General features: G+C 69.7%; 16 protein-coding genes and 1 pseudogene. 6 read left to right on the top strand and 11 right to left on the bottom strand.

Annotated features, from left to right (window positions below):
- Positions 1-2: 2 nt before the first annotated feature.
- The 9 genes from FZ025_RS21220 to FZ025_RS21180 form a co-directional block, all read right to left on the bottom strand.
- On the bottom strand, positions 3-1,259 hold the full coding sequence (locus FZ025_RS21220; protein WP_104558296.1) for an EAL domain-containing response regulator: 1,257 nt from the start codon (positions 1,257-1,259) through the stop codon (positions 3-5).
- Between the two features lie 60 nt (positions 1,260-1,319).
- Positions 1,320-1,853 (bottom strand): chemotaxis protein CheW, encoded by a 534-nt coding sequence (locus tag FZ025_RS21215; protein ID WP_046981066.1) that lies wholly within the window; start codon positions 1,851-1,853, stop codon positions 1,320-1,322.
- 9 nt (positions 1,854-1,862) lie between these two features.
- A complete protein-coding gene (locus FZ025_RS21210) occupies positions 1,863-3,854 on the bottom strand; it encodes a methyl-accepting chemotaxis protein (RefSeq protein ID WP_046981067.1) in 1,992 nt (663 codons plus the stop codon).
- 204 nt (positions 3,855-4,058) lie between these two features.
- Positions 4,059-6,119: a chemotaxis protein CheA gene (locus tag FZ025_RS21205; RefSeq protein ID WP_104558294.1), complete on the bottom strand. Its 2,061-nt coding sequence runs from the start codon at positions 6,117-6,119 to the stop codon at positions 4,059-4,061.
- 13 nt (positions 6,120-6,132) lie between these two features.
- Positions 6,133-6,453, bottom strand: coding sequence for an STAS domain-containing protein (locus tag FZ025_RS21200; protein ID WP_104558293.1), 321 nt, complete (start codon positions 6,451-6,453; stop codon positions 6,133-6,135).
- A gap of 395 nt (positions 6,454-6,848) precedes the next feature.
- Positions 6,849-10,553: a transcription-repair coupling factor gene (gene mfd / locus FZ025_RS21195; RefSeq protein WP_104558292.1), complete on the bottom strand. Its 3,705-nt coding sequence runs from the start codon at positions 10,551-10,553 to the stop codon at positions 6,849-6,851.
- Positions 10,554-10,655: 102 nt separating this feature from the next.
- Entirely contained in the window at positions 10,656-11,198 is a 543-nt protein-coding gene (locus FZ025_RS21190; protein ID WP_046981623.1) for a GNAT family N-acetyltransferase, read from the bottom strand.
- Between the two features lie 400 nt (positions 11,199-11,598).
- On the bottom strand, positions 11,599-12,507 hold the full coding sequence (locus FZ025_RS21185; RefSeq protein ID WP_046981621.1) for a 23S rRNA (adenine(2030)-N(6))-methyltransferase RlmJ: 909 nt from the start codon (positions 12,505-12,507) through the stop codon (positions 11,599-11,601).
- 280 nt (positions 12,508-12,787) lie between these two features.
- Complete coding sequence (locus tag FZ025_RS21180; protein WP_046981620.1) at positions 12,788-13,612, bottom strand: C1 family peptidase; 825 nt, start codon at positions 13,610-13,612, stop codon at positions 12,788-12,790.
- A 438-nt stretch (positions 13,613-14,050) separates the two neighbouring features.
- Between FZ025_RS21180 and FZ025_RS21175 the strand changes: the two genes are divergently transcribed.
- From FZ025_RS21175 to FZ025_RS21155, 5 genes and pseudogenes are all read left to right on the top strand, one after another.
- Complete coding sequence (locus FZ025_RS21175) at positions 14,051-14,656, top strand: GNAT family N-acetyltransferase (RefSeq protein WP_046981619.1); 606 nt, start codon at positions 14,051-14,053, stop codon at positions 14,654-14,656.
- Entirely contained in the window at positions 14,653-15,537 is an 885-nt protein-coding gene (locus tag FZ025_RS21170) for a carbon-nitrogen hydrolase family protein (RefSeq protein WP_046981618.1), read from the top strand. The genes FZ025_RS21175 and FZ025_RS21170 overlap by 4 nt, the downstream gene beginning before the upstream one ends.
- Positions 15,522-15,775, top strand: a pseudogene (locus tag FZ025_RS21165) (DUF3616 domain-containing protein); the annotation flags it as partial. The gene FZ025_RS21170 and the pseudogene FZ025_RS21165, both read left to right, overlap by 16 nt.
- 186 nt (positions 15,776-15,961) lie before the next feature.
- Positions 15,962-17,368 carry a glutamate--tRNA ligase gene (gltX, locus tag FZ025_RS21160; RefSeq protein ID WP_046981617.1) on the top strand — a complete coding sequence of 469 codons (1,407 nt, stop codon included), beginning with the start codon at positions 15,962-15,964 and terminating at the stop codon, positions 17,366-17,368.
- Between the two features lie 16 nt (positions 17,369-17,384).
- Positions 17,385-17,873, top strand: a complete 489-nt coding sequence (locus FZ025_RS21155) for a transcriptional repressor (protein WP_046981616.1) — start codon at positions 17,385-17,387, stop codon at positions 17,871-17,873.
- A gap of 136 nt (positions 17,874-18,009) precedes the next feature.
- Here FZ025_RS21155 and FZ025_RS21150 read toward each other — a convergent pair whose 3' ends face one another.
- Entirely contained in the window at positions 18,010-19,017 is a 1,008-nt protein-coding gene (locus tag FZ025_RS21150) for a pectate lyase (RefSeq protein ID WP_046981615.1), read from the bottom strand.
- 375 nt (positions 19,018-19,392) lie between these two features.
- On the bottom strand, positions 19,393-19,995 hold the full coding sequence (locus tag FZ025_RS21145) for a TetR/AcrR family transcriptional regulator C-terminal domain-containing protein (protein ID WP_046981614.1): 603 nt from the start codon (positions 19,993-19,995) through the stop codon (positions 19,393-19,395).
- A 138-nt stretch (positions 19,996-20,133) separates the two neighbouring features.
- On the opposite strand from FZ025_RS21145, the gene FZ025_RS21140 reads away from it, so the two are divergent.
- Complete coding sequence (locus tag FZ025_RS21140; protein WP_046981613.1) at positions 20,134-21,348, top strand: efflux RND transporter periplasmic adaptor subunit; 1,215 nt, start codon at positions 20,134-20,136, stop codon at positions 21,346-21,348.

Here is a 21,348-nt window from a genome sequence, read left to right as displayed (position 1 = left end):
AGTCAGTGATGCGGCGCTTGCGCCGCGGTGGGGCCGTGTTCGTGCAGCCGGGCCTGGTGCTCGAGCAGCCAGGTGGTCAGCGCGCCGCCGCCCATCGGCCGCGCCAGCAGATAGCCCTGGCCCAGGTCGCAGCCCAGTTCCTGCAGCAGTTGCCAGTCCTCCACCGTTTCGATGCCTTCGGCAACGGTGCTCAGGCCCAGCCGCTGGGCCATGCCCAGCGCCGATTCCAGCACGGTGCGCAGGTTGCGGCTGCGGTGCGCGTCGTGCACGAAGATGCGGTCGATCTTCAGTTCGGTGAAGGGGATGCGGGTCAGCTGTTGCAGCGAGGAAAAGCCGGTGCCGTAGTCGTCCAGCGACAGGCCGAAGCCCTGCAGCCGCAGCCGCGCCAGCATGCCCAGCGCGCTGGCCTGGACCAGCGAGCTTTCGGTGATCTCCAGGATCACGTCGGCCGGCACCAGCCCGTGGCGGCGCAGTTGGCTGTGCAGTTCGTCGAGCAGTCCCGGGTCCTGCAACAGGCACGGCGACAGGTTGATCGCCAGGGTCAGGCGGAAGCCGGACTGCTTCCAGGTCGCCAGCCGCGCCATCGCCTGGTCGGCGACGCTGGCGGTCAGCGCGTGGATCAAGCCTTCGCGTTCGGCCAGGGCGATGAAGCGGTCCGGTGCGATCTGCCCGTTCTGCGGATGCCGCCAGCGCGCCAGCGCTTCCACGCCGCTGACCTGGCCGCTGCGCATGTCCACCTTGGGCTGGTACGCCACTTCGATGTCGCCGCGGCGCAGCGCCTCGTGCAGCATCGCCGCGTCGGTCGCATCGCCCAGGCTGGCGTCGTTGCGCGCGGCCGGCGCGAGTTGCGGCGGGTGCGCCTGCAAGGCCGCGTCGAGTTCGGCCGCGCGCAGCGGTTTCTCCAGGCCGGCCAGCACCTGCAGGCCGCTGGCGCGGCCGACCTGCAGCACCGAGTCGATCAGCGCCGCGCCGCGCTGCGAGGCGACCACGATCGGCACCCGCAGGTTGCAGCGGGCCAGGGCGTCGAGCAACTGCACGCCGTCCATGCCGGGCATTTCCAGGTCCACGATCAGCAGCCCCGGCGGCGGCCCCTGGGCGATCCGCGCCAGCGCGGCATGGCCGTCGGCCACGCCTTCGACCGCCACCGCGCCCAGCCGCAGGCACAACGCCAGCGCGTGTTCGCGCTGGACCTGGCTGTCGTCGACGACCAGGACCGTGTCGAACTGGCGGAGCGTGGCGATTTCGTGGACGAGCGGCATGCGGATTCCGTCGGTGGACAAGGGCGGGCGCGGCGCGATGCGCCACGCCGTGCGGGGAACTCAGGCGGCCATGCCTTTCTCGACCCCCGACGCGATGCCGGCCATGGCGACGAACTCCTGGGTGGACAGCGCTGCATCGGCATCGAGCAGGATCACGAAGCGCTCGCCGACCTTGCCCATGCCGTGGATGAAGTCGCGGCGGATGCCGGCGCCGAAGGCCGGGGCCGGGGCGATGTCGGCGGCGGCGATCTCCAGCACTTCGCTGACCGCGTCCACCAGCAGCCCCAGCACCTGGCGCTCGCTGCCGTTGGCGACTTCGACGATGACGATGCAGGTGCGCTTGGTGATGTCGCTGGCGGCGCGGCCGAAGCGCTGCTGCAGGTCCACCACCGGTACCACCGCGCCGCGCAGATTGATCACCCCGCGCAGCGCCGGCGGCATCATCGGCACGTCGGTCGGCGTGCGGTACTCGATGATTTCCTTGATGCCGAGGATGCCGACGCCGAACATCTCCTTGCCGAGCAGGAAGGTCAGGAACTGGTCGGGGGCGAGATCGGCGGCGCCGAACGGTGCGGTCGATGGGTGAGCGGTCATGGCCTGTCCTCAGAAGCTGTCGAAGTGGAGTTCGTCCGGCGCCGCCACCAGCGCCAGTCCGGCCTCGCCGTAGCTGCGTGCCCGCGCGGGCGCCGCCTTCCTGCCGGCGCGCGGCACCGCGACCGGGCGCCGCGCCGTCGCCGCCTGGTTGGTGCGGAAGAAGCTCATCAGCTGCTGCAGCTGCTCGGCCTGGCCGCTCATTTCCTCGGCGGTGGCGGCCAGTTCCTCGGAGTTGGACGCGGCCTGCTGGGTGGTCTGGTTGAGCTGGCCGACCGCGGCATTGATCTGGCCGACGCCGGAGGTCTGTTCCTCGGAGGCGGCGGTGATCTCCTGCACCAGGTCGGAGGTGCGTTTGATCGAGGGCACCATCTGGTCGAGCAGCTTGCCGGCGTTCTCGGCCAGTTCCACGCTGGAGCTGGCGACGTCGCCGATCTCCTGCGCGGCGATCTGGCTGCGCTCGGCCAGCTTGCGCACTTCCGCGGCGACCACCGCGAAGCCCTTGCCGTGTTCGCCGGCGCGCGCGGCCTCGATCGCCGCGTTCAGCGCGAGCAGATTGGTCTGGTAGGCGATGTCGTCGATGATGCCGATCTTGTGCGCGATCTGCTTCATCGCCGCGACCGTGGAGCGCACCGCTGCGCCGCCCTCGATCGCTTCGCGCGCGGCCTTGCCGGCCATGCCGTCGGTGATCTTGGCGTTCTCGGTGTTCTGCGCGATGGAGGCGGTCATCTGCTCCAGCGAGGCGCTGGTTTCCTCCACGCCCGCGGCTTGTTCGCTGGCCGCCTGGCTCAGCGACTGCGCGGTGGCGCTGACTTCTTCCGAGGCGCTGGCCAGCGCCTCGGCATTGACGTTGACCTCGCCCACCACCTGCGCCAGGCGCGCGACGGTGGCGTTGATGCTGTCGCACAGTTCCTTCAGCTGGCCCTGGCAGGCGACGCCGGCGGTGCGGGTCAGGTCGCCGTCCTCGATCGCCTTGAGCACCTGGCGCGCTTCGTCGAGCGGACCGATCACCGCGTCCAGGGTCTGGTTGATGCCGTCGACGATGCGGCGGAAATCGCCGTGGTGCAGGCCGGCGTCGGCGCGCACGTCCAGGCGCCCGGCGCCGGCGGCGGTGGCCAGCAGGTTGGTGTCGCGGATCAGCGCGCGCAGATTGGCGCGCACCTGCTCGATGGTGTCGTTGATGAACGCCTTCTTGCCCGGGAAGCTGTCCAGCGGCGCATCGAAGTTGCCGCGGCCGAATTCGGCGATGCAGGCCATGGCCTTCTTCTTGACCGCGATATGGCCGCTGACCATGCGGTTGATGCCCTCGGCCATGCTGCGGAAATCGCCTTCGAAGCGCTGGCTGTCGATGGTCACGTCGATGTCGCCGGCGTCGTGTTCGGCGGACATGTGGTTCATCTGCGCGATCAGCCCGAGCAGGTTGCGACGCACCTGTTCGATGGTGTCGTTGATGAACGCCTTCTTGCCGGGGAAGCTGTCCAGCGGCGCCTGGAAGTTGCCGCGGCCGAACTCGGCGATGCAGGCCATGGCCTTCTTCTTGACCGCGATATGGCCGCTGACCATGCGGTTGATGCCCTCGGCCATGCTGCGGAAATCGCCTTCGAGGCGCTGGCCGTCGATGACCGCATCGATATCGCCGGCATCGTGCTCGCGCGACATGCGCTGGATCTCGTCGCCGACCTGGCGCACGCCGGTCTGCACCTGGCGCAGCGCCAGCAGGACCTCGCAGGCCTGGTCGTTGCGTAGCGTGGGCAGCACCACCTCGAAATTGCCGTGGGCGAAGCGGGTCAGGGTGGTGGTGGCGATCCGCAGCGAGCGGGCGGTGGCGAAGGCCGCGTAGCCGAGCACCGCGGTACCGACCGCCGCCGCGGCGATCGCCAGCGCCAGCACCTGGCCCGACGGCAGCGCCAGCGCGAAGCCGGTTGCGCTGGCCGCCAGTGGCAGCAGCACGGCGACGGCGGAGCCGATCCATAGCTTGGAAGAGAGCGAGAGAGAGTTGGACATGCCGGCGTACCTGTGCGTGGTTGAGTGGCGGGCACCCGGCGTCTGGCGACCGGTGCCGGGTGGAGTGGCGTTGGCTCAGACCGTGTCGAACATGGCCCGGACGATCCGTGCCGCCGCTGCCGGCGTGGTCGACGATGTGCGCTGGGACATGGCGGCGGTTGGTTCCTGGTTGGCGTCTGGGAGCGATGCGGTCGCCGAGCGGGGTCAGGCCGCCAGCGAATCGGTCGTGGGTTCGACTTGCGACAACAGCGAGGGCACGTCCAGGATCAGGGCGACGCCGCCGCTGCCGAGGATGCTCGAGCCGCTGATGCCCTTGACCCCGGCGAACACCTTGGCCAACGGCTTGATCACGGTCTGCCATTCGCCCAGCAGCGTGTCCACGACCAGGCCGAAGCGCTGCGCGCCCTGGCGGATCACCACGATGCTCTCGCGCGCCGGCGGCGCGCCGGCGATGCCGAACAGCGCGCGCAGGCGCACGTACGGCAGCACCCCGCCGCGCAGGTCGATGTAGTCGCTCTGGTAGTTCGGGGCGAATTCCACGCATTCCTCGACCACGTCCAGCGGCACCACGAACACCGACTTGCCGACCCCGACCTGGAAGCCGTTGATGATCGCCAGGGTCAGCGGCAGCCGCACCGAGATGGTGGTGCCGACGTCCTGCTGGCTGCCGATGTCCACGCTGCCGCGCAGCGCGGTGATGTTGCGCTTGACCACGTCCATGCCGACGCCGCGCCCGGACAGGTTGGTGACCGTCTCGGCGGTGGAGAAGCCCGGCTCGAAGATCAGCGCGAACACCTCGCGATCGGACAGGCTGCGGCCGGGCTCGATCAGCCCGCGTTCCAGCGCCTTGGCCAGGATCCGCTCGCGGTTCAGGCCGCCACCGTCGTCGCTGATCTGGATGACCACGCTGCCCGAATCGTGGAACGCATTCAGCCGCACCGTGCCGCGCACCGGCTTGCCGCGCGCCTGGCGCAGCTCGGCCGGTTCGATGCCGTGGTCCATCGCGTTGCGCACCAGGTGGGTCAGCGGATCGGCGATCTTCTCCACCACCGACTTGTCCAGCTCGGTGTCCTCGCCGTTGACCACCAGCACGATGTCCTTGCCCAGTTCGCGCGCCACGTCGTGGACCACGCGGTGGAAGCGGCTGAAGGTGCCGCCGATCTTGACCATGCGCAGCTGCAGCGCGCTTTCGCGCACGTCCTCGACCAGTCCGGCCAGGATCGAGGTGGATTCGAGCAGTTGCGCATCGCCGGTGCGCTGGGCATTGGCGCCGGTGCTGGCGACGGCGATGATCAGCTCGCCGACCAGGTCGATCATGCGGTCGAGCTTGTCGGCATCGACGCGGATCGAGCCGCCGTCCTGCGCGCGTGCGGCGGCCGCCGCCGCGGCAGCGGCAGGAGCGGTCGTGGCCTTGGCCGGCGCAGCGGGTGCCGGCGCGGCGGCCGGCGCCGGGCTGTCGAAGCCGGCGAAGTCGTCGGCGTGCGCATGGCTGCCGGCCTCGGCCACCAGCAGCGGCAGTTCCAGATTGGCGGCATCGCCGTGCGGGTCCACCGCGACCACCTGCAGGTCGCAGTCGTCGCGCACGAATTCGAAGATGTCCTCGATCGCAGCCTGCTGCGCGTTCGAGCGCAGCAGGATGTCGAAGCCCAGGTAGCAGGCTTCCGGGTCCAGTTCCGGCAGCGCCGGCACGCGTTCGTGGTCGGTGCGCACCGCCTCCAGCGTGCCCAGGCTGCGCAGGCAGCGGATCAGGTGCAGCGGCGAGTTGCCGAAGCGCAGCGCATCGCTGCACAGCTGCAGCGAGATCCGCCAGTAGCCGGTCTGCGCCGGGTCGGCGACGACGGCGGCAGCGGCAGCGGCGGCGGCCGGCGCGGCGGTCGGGTGCAGGTAGGTGTGCAGGCGCGCCAGCAGCGGCGCGCCGTCGGCGGCGAGCACCGCTTCGTCGGCCTCGGCACCGGCCGCCGCTTCCACCAGTGCGCGGATGTGGTCGCAGCAGGCCAGCATCAACTGGATCAGCTCCGAGTCCAGCGCCACCGCGTGCTCGCGCACCAGGTCGAGCACGCTCTCCACCACGTGGGTGAAGCCCACCAGTTGCGCCAGGTCGAACAGCCCACCGGAGCCCTTGATGGTGTGCGCGGCGCGGAAGATGGCGTTGACCGCGTCCGGGCCGGCTTCGCCGCGTTCGGCTTCCAGCAGGTTGCGTTCCATGTCCTCGAGCAGGTCGTGGCTCTCGGCGATGAAGGTCTGCAGCAGTTGCGCGAGATTCATGAGCTGGCGCCGCTCAGTGGACGGTGTCGCTGGCGCCGGGCGCGAGCGTGTCGCGCAGGCCGAGCAGGTCGAGCGCGTCGTTGACCGGCGCGCTGCAGCCGTCGAGCTGGAATGGCCGCCCCAGCGCACGCAGCGCGGCCTGGGTGGCGAGCAGCAGCTGCACCCCGGTGGCATCGATTTCGGTGACCGCCTGCAGCTGCAGCTGCAGGCCGCCGGGGTGCTCCAGCGCCGGCAGCAGCAGCGGCTTGAGTTCGCCGGCGCGGCGGATGGTCATGTCGCCGTCCAGGCTCAGTTGCAGCGGCAGGGGCGGGGAGTCCGGGAATTTCGAGCGCATGGCGTGTCTCCGATTCGGGCGGTGGGTACGTCGAAATCCCGGGCCGCGGCGCGGGTGCCGACCAGCCGGTTGGGACTGGCTGTAAGCAGATATCGGCGCCTTTTCGGAATATTTAGGCCGAACGGCGCATTTGTCTCGCAAATCCTTGAGCAGGATGAGCGGTTCAGGCCAGTGCGCGGCAACCCATCCCAATTGCGAACGGCGCCGCTCTTGGCCAGGAACCAGAGGCATGCGCCGTGCCAACGCCGTGCGGGCGCCGCCGCCGCAACAGAAAACGGCCGGGGACACCGGCCGTTTTCGGCAAGCCCGCGCTGGCGCGCAAGCCGCAGTGCGTGACCAACGGGATGGCGTGCCGCTGCGCGCAGGCGTCCTGCGCGTCGCTCGGGGCCTGGGTGTCAGCGCGGCGACAGCGCCGCCAGCAGGCCGCGGGCGGCGTTGAAGCGGTCCGCCGCTTGCGGCAGCGGCAGCTTCACCTTCAGCTTGTCCGGCCCGTCCATCGCATACAGCCTGGGCTGCTTCTGGATCATCTGGATGATGGTCATCGGATCGACGTCGGGCTTGGCCTCGAACACGATGCGCCCGCCGTTCTCGCCCAGTTCCAGCTTGCGGATGCCGAGTGTGATGGCCTGCAGCTTGAGTTCGGCGATCGCGAACAGGTGCTTGACCGCATCCGGCAGCAGGCCGAAGCGGTCGATCATCTCCACCTGCAGCTCGCGCAGCTGCTCGCTGTCGCGGGCGCTGGAGATGCGCTTGTACAGGGTCAGGCGGGTGTGCACGTCGGGCAGGTAGTCGTCCGGGATCAGCGCCGGCACGTGCAGCTCCACTTCGGCGCCGCGCGCGCCCTCGCCGGCGTCCAGGTCCGGCAGCTTGCCCTGGCGGATGCTGCGCACCGCGCGTTCCAGCAGCTCGGTGTACAGGCTGAAGCCGACCTCGGCCATCTGCCCGCTCTGGTCCTCGCCGAGCAGTTCGCCGGCGCCGCGGATCTCCAGATCGTGGGTGGCCAGGGTGAAGCCGGCGCCGAGCTCGTCCATCGAGGCGATCGCGTCCAGCCGCTTCTGCGCATCGCCGGTGATGCTGCGCCGGTCCGGTACCAGCAGGTAGGCGTAGGCGCGGTGGTGCGAGCGGCCGACGCGGCCGCGCAGCTGGTGCAGCTGGGCCAGGCCGAAGCGGTCGGCGCGGTTGATGACGATGGTGTTGGCGTTGGGGATGTCGATGCCCGATTCGATGATCGTGGTCGACAGCAGCACGTTGAAGCGCTGCTTCTGGAAATCCAGCATCACCCGTTCCAGCTCGCGCTCGGGCATCTGCCCGTGGGCGATGCCGATGCGCGCTTCGGGCACCAGCTCGCTCAGCTCGCGCTGCATGCGGCCGATGCTTTCCACGTCGTTGTGCAGGAAGTACAGCTGGCCGCCGCGCGCCAGCTCGCGCTGGAACGCCTCGCGCAGCAGCGCGTTGTCCCAGGCGGTGACGAAGGTCTGTACCGCCAGCCGGTTCGGCGGCGCGGTGGCGATGATCGACAGGTCGCGCAGCCCGGCCATGGCCATGTTCAGCGTGCGCGGGATCGGCGTGGCGGTGAGCGTGAGCAGGTGCACGTTGGCGCGCAGTGCCTTCAGCGCTTCCTTCTGGCGCACGCCGAAGCGCTGTTCCTCGTCGACCACGACCAGGCCCAGGTCCTTGAACTTCACGTCCGCCTGCAGCAGGCGGTGGGTGCCGATGATCACGTCGATGGTGCCGTCGGCGACCTTCTCCAGCTCGGCCTTGATCTCCTTGGCGCTCTTGAAGCGCGACAGCACCTCCACCCGTAGCGGCCAGTCGGCGAAGCGGTCGCGGAAGTTGCGGTAGTGCTGTTCGGCCAGCAGCGTGGTCGGCACCAGCACCGCCACCTGCTTGCCGGCGCTGGCCGCGGCGAACGCGGCGCGCACCGCGACCTCGGTCTTGCCGAAGCCCACATCGCCGCAGACCACGCGGTCCATCGGCTGGCTGCTGCCCAGGTCGCGCAGGGTGGCGTCGATGGCGGCGAGCTGGTCGGGGGTTTCCTCGAACGGGAAGCCGGCCGCGAACGGTTCGTACATGGCCCGGTCCACCTGCAGCGCCAGGCCGGCGCGGGCGCGGCGCCGCGCCTGGATCTCGAGCAGCTCGGCGGCCACGTCACGCACTTTCTCGGCGGCGCGGCGCTTGGCCTTGCTCCACTGCTCGCCGCCCAGCGAATGCAGCGGCGCGGTCTCGGCCGAGGCGCCGGAGTAGCGGCTGATCAGGTGCAGTTGCGCGACCGGCACGTACAGGCGGTCGCCCTTGGCGTATTCGATCTCCAGGAACTCGCCGGGCATGCCGCCGGCATCGAGCACGATCAGTCCGCGGTAGCGGCCGACGCCGTGGTCCTCGTGCACGATCGGCGCGCCTTCGGTCAGCTCGCCGAGGTCGCGGATGATCGCCTCCGGCTCGCGCCCGGCGCGGCGCGTGCGCCGCGGCTGGCCGGCGCGCTCGGGGAACAGCTGGCGCTCGGTGAGCACCGCGATCTGTGGATCGTCGAGCGCGAAGCCGTCGTCAAGCGGCGCTACCGCGATGGCGAAGCGTGCAGGCGCTACATCGGAGTCGAGCCCCTCTCCCCCCGGCGACCGAAGGGAGTCCCCGTGGGAGAGAGGGGTTGGGGTGAGGGTACGACCGCTCGCGACCTGCTTTTTCTGCGCAGCTGTGGCGGATGCGGACGAAGCAGCAGTCTTCTTCGATGAAGATGGCGCGAGCGCCGTACCCTCATCCGGCGCTTCGCGCCACCTTCTCCCGGAGGGAGAAGGGAGGAAGGCTGCGAAATTCGGGATCACCTCGGGCTTCAGCCCGGCTGCGGCCAGCACTTCCAGCAGCGCTTCGCGGCGGCCCGGCGAGTCGGCGGCGATCAGCACGCGGCCCGGGTAGCTGCCGAGGAAGCGCTTCAGCGCCTCCGCCGGCGCCGCGTCCTTGGCCGCCACCGGCAACGGCGGCAGCGGCTGGTCGCCCAGCGCTTGCGCTTCGCCGATGCGCGCGTGGTCGGCGGCCCACACCTCGATGCGCGGCAGCCCGTTGAGCTTCTCGCGCAGCGTGTCCGGCGCCTGGTACAGCTCCTCGGGCGCCAGCAGCGGGCGTTCCACGTCGTGGCGGCGCTGCTCGTAGCGGTTCTGGGTCTGCGCCCAGAACGCATCGGCAGCCGCGCCCACGCCCGGCGCGAGCAGCGGCAGCACCGCCTCGCCCAGATAGTCGAACAAGGTGGCGGTGGCATCGCGTGCCGGCGTGCCGGCGCCGCGCGCTTCCTGGAAGAACAGCGGCAGGTAGTACTCGATGCCCGCCGGCGCCAGCCGCGCCTTCAGGTCCTGGTACAGCGCGCTGCGCCGCGTGTCCACGTCGAAACGCTCGCGCAGCGTGGCCAGTACCCGCTCCACGCTGGCATCGTCCATCGGCACTTCGCGGCCGGGCAGCATCTTCACCGCCTGCACGTGGTCCAGCGAGCGCTGCGATTCCGGATCGAAGGCGCGGATCGAGTCGATGTCCTCGTCCAGCAGCTCGATCCGCAACGGCGTGTCCGCGCCCATCGGGTACACGTCGAGCAGGCCGCCGCGCACCGCGAAATCGCCCGGGTCCATCACCTGCGGCACGTTGCGGTAGCCAGCGCTTTCCAGGCGGCGCTTTTCCGCCTCCAGGTCCAGGCGCTGGCCCACGTGCAGGTCGAAACTGCCGCCGACGATGTAGCGCAGCGGCGCCACGCGCTGCAGCAGCGTCTGCACCGGCACCACCACGATGCCTTGCTGCAGCGTCGGCAGCCGGTGCAGCGCCGACAGGCGCTGGCTGACGATGTCCGGGTGCGGACTGAACTGGTCGTAGGGCAGGGTTTCCCAATCCGGGAACGGCACCACCGGCAGGCGCGCGTCGCCGGCCAGCAGCGTGTGCAGGTCGGCCTCGATCTGGTGCGCGCTCTGGTTGTCGCGTGCGACCACCAGCAGCGGCCCGCGATGCGCCGCGGCGGCGCAGGCGATATGCCAGGCCAGTGCGGTCGAGGACGCAGGGGCGCGCCAGAAGGCGCGGAGCTGGCCGGATTTGGGCAGCGGCGGAACGGGGAAGGAAAGAGGCGCCATGGACCGACTAGTCTAGCAAGCTCGGGACCTGGGACTCGGGACTCGGGAGAAGCGCAGTGCGGCGGGCGCGAGGGGTGGCGCCTGGTGAAGAGGCGTGTGGACTCAGTTGCCCAGTTCCAGCACCACGCGGACCAGCCCCGGGGTGTCCGGGTGCGGCATCGGCCGGAAGCCCAGCGATTCGGCCAGCTGCAGCATCGGCAGGTTGCTTTCCAGCACGTCGCCGTAGAGCCGGTCCAGGTACTTGCGCCGCGCCCACTTGACGAGCTTGCGCATCAGCTGCCGGCCCAGGCCCTGGCCGGCGACGAAGCTGCTGACCAGGATCGCGTACTCGGCCTCGCGGGTGCCGGGGGTGATCGCCGCGCGCGCCACCGCACCGACCACCGCTTCGCCCGGCGGCAGCGGTTCGGCCGCGACCAGGGTCAATTCCGTCTTCGGATTGGGATGGGTCAGCCGCTGCGCCATGTCCTCGGTCAGTTCCTGCACCGAATGCAGGAAACGCTCGCGGATCTCGGTCGGCCCGAGCAGGCTGAAGGCGCCTTGCAGCGGCGCGCTGTCTTCCGGCCGGATCGGCCGGATCAGCAGCTCGCGGCCGCTGGGGAGGGTGAAGTTTTCATGCCACGGAGGCATGCGGTTGCGGGTAGCCATGGCCGGATGCTCCTCGACGAAGCCTGGATTCTCGCATTACCCGGGGCCGCGGCCGTGAACGCTGCGCTGCGCTGCGCGTGGAGGGTTGCCGTTGTCCCGGAACAACCGCGGCCCTCGCCGCCGGCGTCGCCGTGCGGCGTGCTTCGCTCGCGCAACGCCATTGCTACGGTGGCGCCCGATCCACAGGCGCTGCCGGCAATGAAGACGTCTTGCGCGGTCGCCTTCTCCACCTTGCGCACCGTGCTGTTGGTCGCGTTGCTGGCAGCGCCGGTGGTGACGGGGCGTGGTGGCTGAAGCAACGGCAGCCGTCGCGCGCCGAGACGGGGCCGTTCGATCCGGCGCATCCGCGCGCGCTGCGTTTCGCTGGCGACAGCGGGACGCTCGGTGCCGACGCTGGCGCTCAGTCCTCGCGTTTCAGCCACTCCAGGCGGCTGGAGGCGCCGGCCTCGCCCAGATACTGCTTCAGCGCCGGCAGCGCGCTCGCCAGCGCCTGCTCGAACCGCCATGGCGGATTGAGCAGCAGCATGCCGCTGCCGTTGAGCCGCAGCGGCGAATCGTCGGGGCGCACCTGCAGCTCGGCCAGCAGCACCGACGTGGCCGGCATCGCCGCGGCCTTGCGCAAGAACGGCTGCAGGCTGCGGCGCTGCTTGATCGGATACCACACCGCGCACATCGCCTGCGGCCAGCGGGTCAGGGTCTCGCGCAGGGCCGCGGCGATCAGCGGGTATTCGGCGTCCTGCGCTTCGTAGGGCGGATCGATCAGGACCAGGCCGCGGCCGATCCTGGCCGCGCCGGTCTTCGGCGGCACGAATGCCTTGATCGCCGCATAGCCGTCGCCGGCATGCACCTGCACGCGGCGGTCGTTGGCGAACAGCGCCTTCAGCTCGGCCGCCTCCTCGGGCTGCAGCTCGCAGGCGGCGAGCCGGTCCTGCTCGCGCAGCGCCTGCGCGACCAGCAGCGGCGAGCCCGGGTAGTGCTTCAATTGAATCCCCGCACATGGACGTGCGGGCTTTTGCGCGGGACTGGCATCCTTCGCACCGACCGGGTTGTCGGCCTGCACCGCGCGCAAGTAGCGCTCCAGCACTTCCGGCAACGTGGGCTGGCCCATCAGCTTCAATACCCCGGCCGCGGCCTCGCCGGTCTTGCGGCTCTCGCTGGCGGCGAACAGGTAGCGGCCGCGTCCGGCGTGGGTGTCGAGCACGAAGAACGGGCTGTCCTTGCGCTTGAGCGCGTCGATCAGCGCAAGCAGCACGGTGTGCTTGAGGACGTCGGCATGGTTGCCGGCGTGGTAGGCGTGGCGATAGTTCATCGCGGCAGTGTACGGGCGGGCGCGGGTTGCGGCTATGCTGCGCGCCACGTCCGCGCCCGCCGCCCCTTGCGTCCTCGTCGTGGAGGACGAAACCGCCATCGCCGATACGGTGCTGTCCGCGTTGCGCAGCGACGCAGCGAGGGCTATCGGGCGCGGCACAACCTGCTCGACAACGCGGTCGCGTTCTCGCCCGCCGGCGGCGCCATCGTCCTGCGCGCCGGCAGCGCGCGGCGACTGTCCGAGAACGCTGCGGCGAGGCTGGATCGCCGCAGCGCGCAGGCTAGTAAGCGATCACCGCCTGTTTCACATCCTTGTTCACCACCCGCCAGGAGAGCTTGGCCATGCCATTTTTGCCCCACTCAGGGCCCCAGCTGTTCTCGATCAGCAGGCCCTCTTCGTCGTAACCGAGGGCGATGACTTCGTGACCTCCGATGATCGGGCTCTTGTCGTCGTAATCCACCGCGTTTTTGGGGCTGAGGTCACGGAAGCCCTGGCGCGGGTAGAAGCCGATGGCAACCGGCGTGTAATTGGCGATCGCAGCCTTGATCTGTTCGATCAGCGCCCGGCCGCCGCCCTTGCCGTTCCAGTTGGAGTAGATCACCCGATACTCGTAAGGCTGCCTGTGCTTGGCGGCGCTCTCGCGTTCCGCTTTGGTCGGCGGGGTCATGAAATCGTAGTTGCCCTGGACGTAACTTTTTTCTGTAGCGATGCCCTGGGCCAGCGCCACGTCCAACGGTGCTTCCATGGTGGAACCGTTGTCGCCTCCGCCGTTGACCTGCGTGTACAGGTACATCGGCGCGAACTTGGTGACATTGCTTCCCAGAAACTTCGCATACCAGCCGGACAGCGTATGCGCGGTCGCCCACGATGCGCAGGAGGAAACCTGTTTCTGGTCGCCTGCTTCAATCGCCCACCGGGTCAGGGAGAAGCGTTGGGGGAGTGGCTCGGCACGTTCCTGATCGGTGGCGAACAGCGGCTGCACCTCCTGCACCGTGGCAGAAGGCTTCAGGCCCATGCCATGCGACGACTGGGCGTGAGCGAGCGTAAACGCGGACAGGGTAAGCAGACCGAAAATGCCGGAAGCGATTGGGCGATGCAGGGACATGGGGTTTTCCTGGTAGTGGACCGGGGAGTGGAGTCGCGCGGTCTGCAGGCACGTACCGCCGCATCGACGCGCGCTGGGCGCTGGCGATGAGCCGGCAAAACCGCGTGAAATCGCTGGTGGAATGCAGCCTGAATGAGGTCGCATCCCGATCACAGCATCCATTGGCCGGCGGCGGCGGCGATAGCGCGAGCGTGAAAACGCGACATCGAATCGGAAGCGGCGAGTGGGCGCCTATCCCAGATCCGACTACGCCGCCGGCGAAGTGCCGACTTCGCCTTCGCTTCAAATTCGCCTCAAACCCCGCACACGCGGGCGCGGCACCCTGGAACAATAGGATCGGGCCGGGACGCCCACCGCCAGGGACGGCGACAGGCGCACACCGAGCAGGGCATCGCCAAGCCGGCAGCGGCACGGAAACGCCTGCGGTAGAGTTCACGGATGGACGCTCCGCTTCCCATCCAGCGCCTGCGCGGCGCGCAGATCGCCCCGTTCCTGGACGATGTCGCGCGGCTGCGCATCGCCGTGTTCCGCGACTGGCCGTATCTATACGCCGGCGACCTGGACTACGAGCGCGACTACCTGTCCGCCTACGCCGCCTCGCCCGACAGCGTGTTCGTGCTGGCGCGCGACGGCGAGCGCGTGGTCGGCGCCTCCACCGGGCTGCCGCTCGGCGACGATGCCGAGGCGTTCGGCGCGGCCTTCGCCGGCAGCGCCATCGCGGTAGCGGACGTGTTCTATTTCGGCGAATCGGTGCTGTTGCCGGCCTATCGCGGCCGCGGCGTCGGCCACGCCTTCTTCGATCATCGCCAGGCGCATGCGCGCGCGCTCGGCCGCTTCGCCCTGACCGCGTTCTGCGCGGTGGACCGCGCCCCCGACGATCCGCGGCGCCCGCCCGGCTACCGCGGCAACGACGCGTTCTGGCACAAGCGCGGCTACGTCCGCCAGCCGTCGTTGCGCATGCAACTGGCGTGGGACGAGATCGACCTCGGCGAGATCCTGCATACCCTGAGTTTCTGGACCCGTCCGCTGGAGCCTGCCGCATGAAGATCGCCGTGGCCAAGTACCCGATCGGCGCGCCGGCCGATTTCGCCGCCTTCGCCGACAAGCAGGCGGCCTTGATCGGCCAGGCCGCGCAGGCCGGCGCGCAGCTGGCGGTGCTGCCCGAATACCTGTCGCTGGAACTGGCCGCGAGCTTCGCTCCGGCCGTGGCCGAAGACCTGCCCGCCTCGCTGGCGGCGCTCCAGGCGCTGCACCCGCCGTATCTGGCGCTGTTCGCGCAGCTGGCGCAGCGGCATCGCCTGCATCTGCTCGCCGGCAGTTTCCTGCTGGCCAGCGGGGAAGGGCGCTATCGCAACCGCGCCTACTGGTTCGCGCCCGACGGCGGCCATGGCTGGCAGGACAAGCTGCAACTGACCGGTTTCGAGAAGGCCAGCGGCCTGATCGACGGCGGCGACGCGCTGAAGGTATTCGCCGCCGACGGCGTGCGCGCCGGCGTGGCGGTCTGCTACGACAGCGAATTCCCGCTGCCGGTGCGCGCCCAGTACGAGGCCGGCGCGCGCCTGCTGGTGGTGCCCAGCTGCACCGACACCGAGGCCGGCGCCAGCCGCGTGCGCATCGGCTGCCTGGCGCGCGCGCTGGAGAACCGCATCTTCGTCGCCCAGTCGGTGACCGCCGGGCTGGCCGAATGGAGCCCGGCGCTGGACGTGAACACCGGCGAGGCGGCGATCTACGCGCCGATGGACGCCGGTTTCCCGGCCGATGGCATCGTCGCGCAGACCCAGGGCGAGCAGGTCTGGGCGGTCGCCGAGCTGGACTTCGCCGCGTTCGAGGCCAGCCGCGCCCGTGCCCAGGTCGCCAACGACCGCGACTGGCGCGGCCAGCTGGCCCCGGCCATCGTGCGCGCGGAGCTGGCCGGCTTCGATTAGGGCGGCCGCACGCCTGGCGCCGCACGCGCGCGGCGCTGGCTGCCAATCGCGCACCGGTGCGCTTCCGGCGCGAGCTGGTCAAATCGCTGGTGCTGCCGCATGGCGAGGACAGCGACCGCGCCGAAGCGCTGTGCAAGCTGCCGCCGGCGGTGTGCCGAGCTGGCTGGTGCTGTACGACGCGCCGGGGCCGGCGCGCAGCGATGGCGAGTGCATCGTCCATGGCGACCTGCTGCGCTAGGTGCAGATCACGGGCATCCATGCTCTTTTGTGCGACTTCAGTCGCGACGGGGCGTTCCCGGTAACGCCCGTCGCGACTGAAGTCGCCCACATTGGAAACCGCCCGCCCCCGGCACCGCGCCGCCTCCGGGCAACGCACGGCAGGGCGGGGTAAAATCGCCCGATTCCCGTTTGCTCCGAGCGTTCCATGGCCTGCCGCACCCGTTTCGCCCCCAGTCCCACCGGTTACCTGCACATCGGCGGCGCGCGTACCGCGCTGTACTGCTGGCTGGAGGCGCGCCACCGCGGCGGCGCGTTCGTGCTGCGCATCGAGGACACCGACCGCGAGCGCAGCACCCAGGCGGCGATCGACGCCATTCTGGAGGCGATGGACTGGCTCGGCCTGGACTACGACGAAGGCCCGGTCTACCAGACCCAACGCATCGCCCGCTACCAGGACGTGGCCGAGCAGCTGCTCGCCGCCGGCAAGGCCTACTACGCCTACGAGACCCGCGAGGAGCTCGACGCGATGCGCGAGGCGGCCATGGCCAAGCAGGAAAAGCCGCGCTACAACGGCGCCGCGCGCGAGCAGAACCTGGCCTACCGCGACGACCCGAACCGGGTGATCCGCTTCAAGAACCCGGTCGGCGGCAGCGTGGTGTTCGACGACCTGATCAAGGGCCGCATCGAGATCGCCAACAGCGAGCTCGACGACATGGTGATCTTCCGCCCCGACGGCTACCCCACCTACAACTTCGCGGTGGTGGTGGACGACTGGGACATGGGCATCAGCGAGGTCATCCGCGGCGACGACCACATCAACAACACCCCGCGCCAGATCAACATCTACGAAGCGCTGGGCGCGCCGGTGCCGAAGTTCGCGCACATGCCGATGATCCTGGACGAGCAGGGCGCCAAGCTGTCCAAGCGCACCGGCGCGGCCGACGTGATGCAGTACAAGGACGCCGGCTACCTGCCGCACGCGCTGATCAACTATCTGGCGCGGCTGGGCTGGTCGCACGGCGACCAGGAACTGTTCGGCCGCCAGGAGCTGATCGACCTGTTCGATGTCAAGGACGTGAACTCCAAGGCCGCGCGGCTGGACATGGCCAAGCTCGGCTGGGTCAACCAGCACTACCTGAAGAGCGACGATCCGGCCACGATCGCCCCGCAGCTGGAGTACCAGCTGGCCAAGCTCGGCATCGACCCGGCCGCCGGCCCGGCCGCGGCCGACGTGGTGGTGGCGCTACGCGAGCGCGTGCAGACCTTGAAGGAAATGGCCGAGAAGGCGGTGGTCTGGTACCGGCCACTGGAGGCCTACGACGAGGCCGCGGTGGCCAAGCACCTCAAGCCGGGCGCCGAACTGGCGCTGGGCAAGGCGCGCGAGCTGCTGGCCGCGCTGGGGCAGTGGAGCGTGGACGCCGTCGCCGCCGCGCTGCACGCCGCCGCCGCCGCGCTGGAGATCGGCATGGGCAAGGTGGCGCAGCCGCTGCGCGTGGCCATCACCGGCACCCAGGTCAGCCCGGACATCTCGCATACGGTGTACCTGGCCGGCCGCGAGCAGGCCTTGAAACGCATCGACGCCGCGCTCATCAAGATCCCAGCGGGAAGCTGATTCCCCGGAGAAGCCCATGTCCAGCAAGAAGACCGCCTGCACCGAGCCGCACCACCACGTCCGCGACGCCGACGACTTCGTCAAGGTGGTGGAGCGGGTGAGCCGCGAACGTGGGCTGCGGCTGACCCCGATCCGCGCCAACGTGCTGCGCCTGATCGCCGAGGCGGGGCGGCCGGTGAAGGCCTACGACCTGCTGGAATGGGTGCGCGAGGGCAGGAGCGTGGGCGCCGACGCGCCGCCCACCGTGTACCGCGCGCTGGATTTCCTGATGGCCAACGGCTTCGTGCACAAGCTCGAGTCGGTCAATGCCTTCGTCGCCTGCCACCATCCCAGCAGTGCGCAGCACTCGGTGCCGTTCCTGATCTGCGACCGCTGCCACAGCGCGGTCGAACTGGAGGACCGCGACGTGGTCGCGCAGCTGGAGCAGCGCGCCAAGGCGCTGGGCTTCCAGCCGCAGGCGCAGACCCTGGAAGTGCACGGCCTGTGCGCCAGGTGCGCCGGCTAGCGACGCCGCCTGTCGGTGCGGACGCGGCTGCATCCTGTGCGCTGCGCGCGCTCGCAGCCGCGGCTGCCGCATGTCGCGGCCAAGCCGCTGGCCGGCGCAATCCGGCGCGCGAACGCGGCCCGGATCCAGCCCCGGGTCAGCCGGAATACGCCTTGTAGCCAACCCGATCGGCGCCGCTGGCCTGGTTTGCGCTGGGTACCAGCGCCTCGTACGGGGCATCCGCGGCCACGTCCTGGAAGGAAACCGTGGCGCCGGGCGCATCGGTGCGGAACACCGCTTCCTTCACGTTCTTGAAGCTGGAGTCGCAAATCTGCACGTGTGAATCCACCTCGCGGTGGTTGCCATTGGTGCGGAAGACCTTCCCCGCGCCATCCACGCAGACGCCCTTGAGCGTGACATCGGCCGCGCCGTTGTCCTGGATGACCTTGTCGTGCGCCTTATCGAAGGTGCAATTGTCGATCTCCAGCTTAGCCCGTGCCGGAAGCGCGGATACGGGGTAACCGGCGATCTTGGCATCGTGTGCGCGATTGCGCGCGTCGTCGATCGTCACCGCGTCTTCGCTTACGTCCTCGTTGATGCAATTGTGCATGCTTCCGTCTCCCAGGAAATGCACGCCGTCGCCGCCGCCGGTCATGCGCACGTTCTCGAGCCGGCCGCCGTTCTGGACGATGAACATCGGCTGCTGATGTTCGTTCTGGGAGCCGTCGCCCAGGCCGGGACCCCCTCGATACAGCTGGTTCCTGCCGTCGAAGACCTTGCCGGCGGGAACGATGATCGGCGCATTGACGATGATCGCATTGCCGTTGCCCGAAGGCGCCAGGTTGGCGCCGATGCCATGGCGGGTGGATGCATCGGCAGCAATGCCCCCCGCCGCGGCGGCGCCGTGGAAGTTCGCGCCAGTGCCGCCCGACGGCTTGCCGGCATCGGCGCCAGGCCCGATGGTGCCGGTGCCCGGGCCGCAGGAGGTTGCCGGAACGCCCGCGTTGGCTTGGTCTGCGCTCAGGCGCTGGCGCAGCAGCTGTTCGAACATCTGCATGAACATCGTCATCATCATCGGAGCGAAAGCAGGGCCGCCGACCTCGCTGCGTTCAATGAACGCTTCGGGTTGATGCGTGGTCAGATTTGAGCCGATGGAGATCGTCATGGCGTCGAACCCTTGCGGAAATTGGTGGTTGGTTCTGGCTGGACAAGTTTCCGGCGGCAGCGGCGCAGCAGGCGGCGGCATCGCGAAGAAGCGAGCGGCAAGGCGAAACCGTGCGGTTGGACGCCTGCCAGGCGCGTTGCGCGAAGCTGGTCTTTGTGCTTCAGCGCGCATCGAACAAACAGCATGTACAGCTCGCAGGCAGCGCTCAGCGGCAGTGCCGGCTTTCCCGCTGGCGCAGGTGGCGGTGCAGGACGTGGATGGCAGCGCGGCCGGCCAGCGCAGACCTGCGCGGTACGGTGCGCGGTGCGGTGCGACTCCCACACGATGCGCTCATTGGCTGCAAATACGCCGGTCGAGCGTGCTGCAACGGCCCAGCTAAATCCCATAACCCCCGAAGAACACCTGCAGCGCGCGGCGGGTCGCCTCGCGCAGGTAGTCCGGCGACGGGTTCCTCAGCGCGCCGAACAGGCAGGGCATCAGCGTTTCGGCTTCGAGCAGCCCGGCCAGGTGGCGGGCGGCGGTGGTCGGGTCGGCGCGGCGCAAGCGGCCCTGCTCCATCTGTGCCTGCAGGAACGTGCCCAGGCGGCTCATGCCCTCGTCGGGGCCGCTCTCGAAGAACAGCAGGCCGATGTCCGAGCGGCCGGAGACGCCGATGATGGTCTGCCACACCTGCACCGAATGCGCCGAACACAGGAACGTCAGGGTGTCTTCGCCCATGCGTTGCAACGCGGTCGGCAGGTCGTCCCTGGACTGGGTCAGCGTGGCCAGGATCGGATCCATGAACTGGACCGCGACGCTGTGCGCCACCGCCACGAACAGCGCTTCCTTGGAGGGGAAATAGCCGTACAGGGTGCGCTTGGAGCTGCCGGCGCGGGTGGCGATCTGGGTCATCGAGGCGCCCTCGAAGCCGGCTTCCAGGAACACCCCGGCAGCCGCTTCGACGATCGCTTCGCGCTTGGCTTCGGTCCTGACGCGCATCGCTTTGCCATGGGGAAAGGAACTTAAGTATACCGGGAGGGCAGAAATGATTGACGGCGCCGGATTGTGCGAATAGTATACCGAACCGTACCGTTTACATTCTTCCAGCCTACCTGCATTCCCTCCGGAGATTCCCTCGTGCGCCCTGTCCTGTCGTCCTCTCGTCTATCGCTGGCCATGGTCCTGGCCGTGGCGGCCACCTTGTTGCTGAGCGCGTGCGGTTCGCCCCCGGGCGGTCCGCCGCCGCAGGAGGGCACGCCGGAGATGGGCGTGGTCACCGTCGCCACGCGGCCGGTCGCCCTGACCACCGAATTGCCGGGGCGCACGCTGCCGTACCTGATCGCCGATGTGCGGCCGCAGGTGAACGGCATCATCCAGGTGCGCAAGTTCCGCGAAGGCGGCGAGGTCAAGGCCGGGCAGACGCTGTACCAGATCGATCCGGCCACCTATCGCGCCACCTACGACAGTTACGTCGCCGCGCTGGGCAAGGCCCAGGCCACGCTGCGCACGGCGCGGCTGAAGGCCGAGCGCTACCGCGAACTGGTCAAGGTGTCGGCGATCAGCAAGCAGGACAACGACGATGCCGACGCCGCGCTGGGCCAGGCCGAGGCCGACGTCGCCGCGGCCAAGGCCAACGTGGAAAGCGCGCGCATCAACCTGGCCTATGCGCGGGTGGATGCGCCGATTTCCGGGCGTATCGGCAAGTCCAGCGTGACCGCCGGCGCGCTGGTCACCGCCAGTCAGTCCACCGCGCTGGCCACGATCCAGCAACTGGATCCGATCTATGTCGATGTCACCCAGCCCAGCGCCTCGCTGCTGCGGCTCAAGCGGGCGCTGGCCAGCGGCGAGCTGGAAAAGGCCGATGCGAATGCGGCCAAGGTGTCGCTGCTGCTGGAGGACGGCAGCCCGTATCCGTTGCAGGGGCGGCTGGAGTTCTCCGACGTCACCGTCGATCAGAACACCGGCTCGATCACCGTGCGCGCGGTGTTCCCCAATCCGAACGCGGACCTGCTGCCCGGCATGTATGTGCGTGCGGTGCTGCAGGAGGGGGTGAAGGACGCTGGCCTGCTGGTGCCGCAGCGGGCGGTGTCGCGCAACGGCGCGGGCAAGCCGACCGCGTACGTGGTCGGCCGCGACCACAAGCTGCAGCTGCGCGTGCTGGAAACCGATCGCACGGTCGGCGACCAGTGGCTGGTGCGCAGCGGGCTCAAGCCCGGCGAGCAGCTGGTGGTCGAGGGCCTGTCGCGGGCGCAGCCCGGGGCGACGGTCAAGACCGTGCCGTGGCCGCCGAAGCCGGCGGCCGCGAGCGCGGCTCCTGCGGCCGCCGCCGCGTCCGCGCTGCGCGCGAACTGA

It is taken from the genome of Xanthomonas hyacinthi (assembly GCF_009769165.1).
Classification (GTDB): Bacteria; Pseudomonadota; Gammaproteobacteria; order Xanthomonadales; family Xanthomonadaceae; genus Xanthomonas_A; species Xanthomonas_A hyacinthi.
Note: the sequence above shows the minus strand (reverse complement) of the source record. Positions and strands in the feature narration are given on the sequence as shown.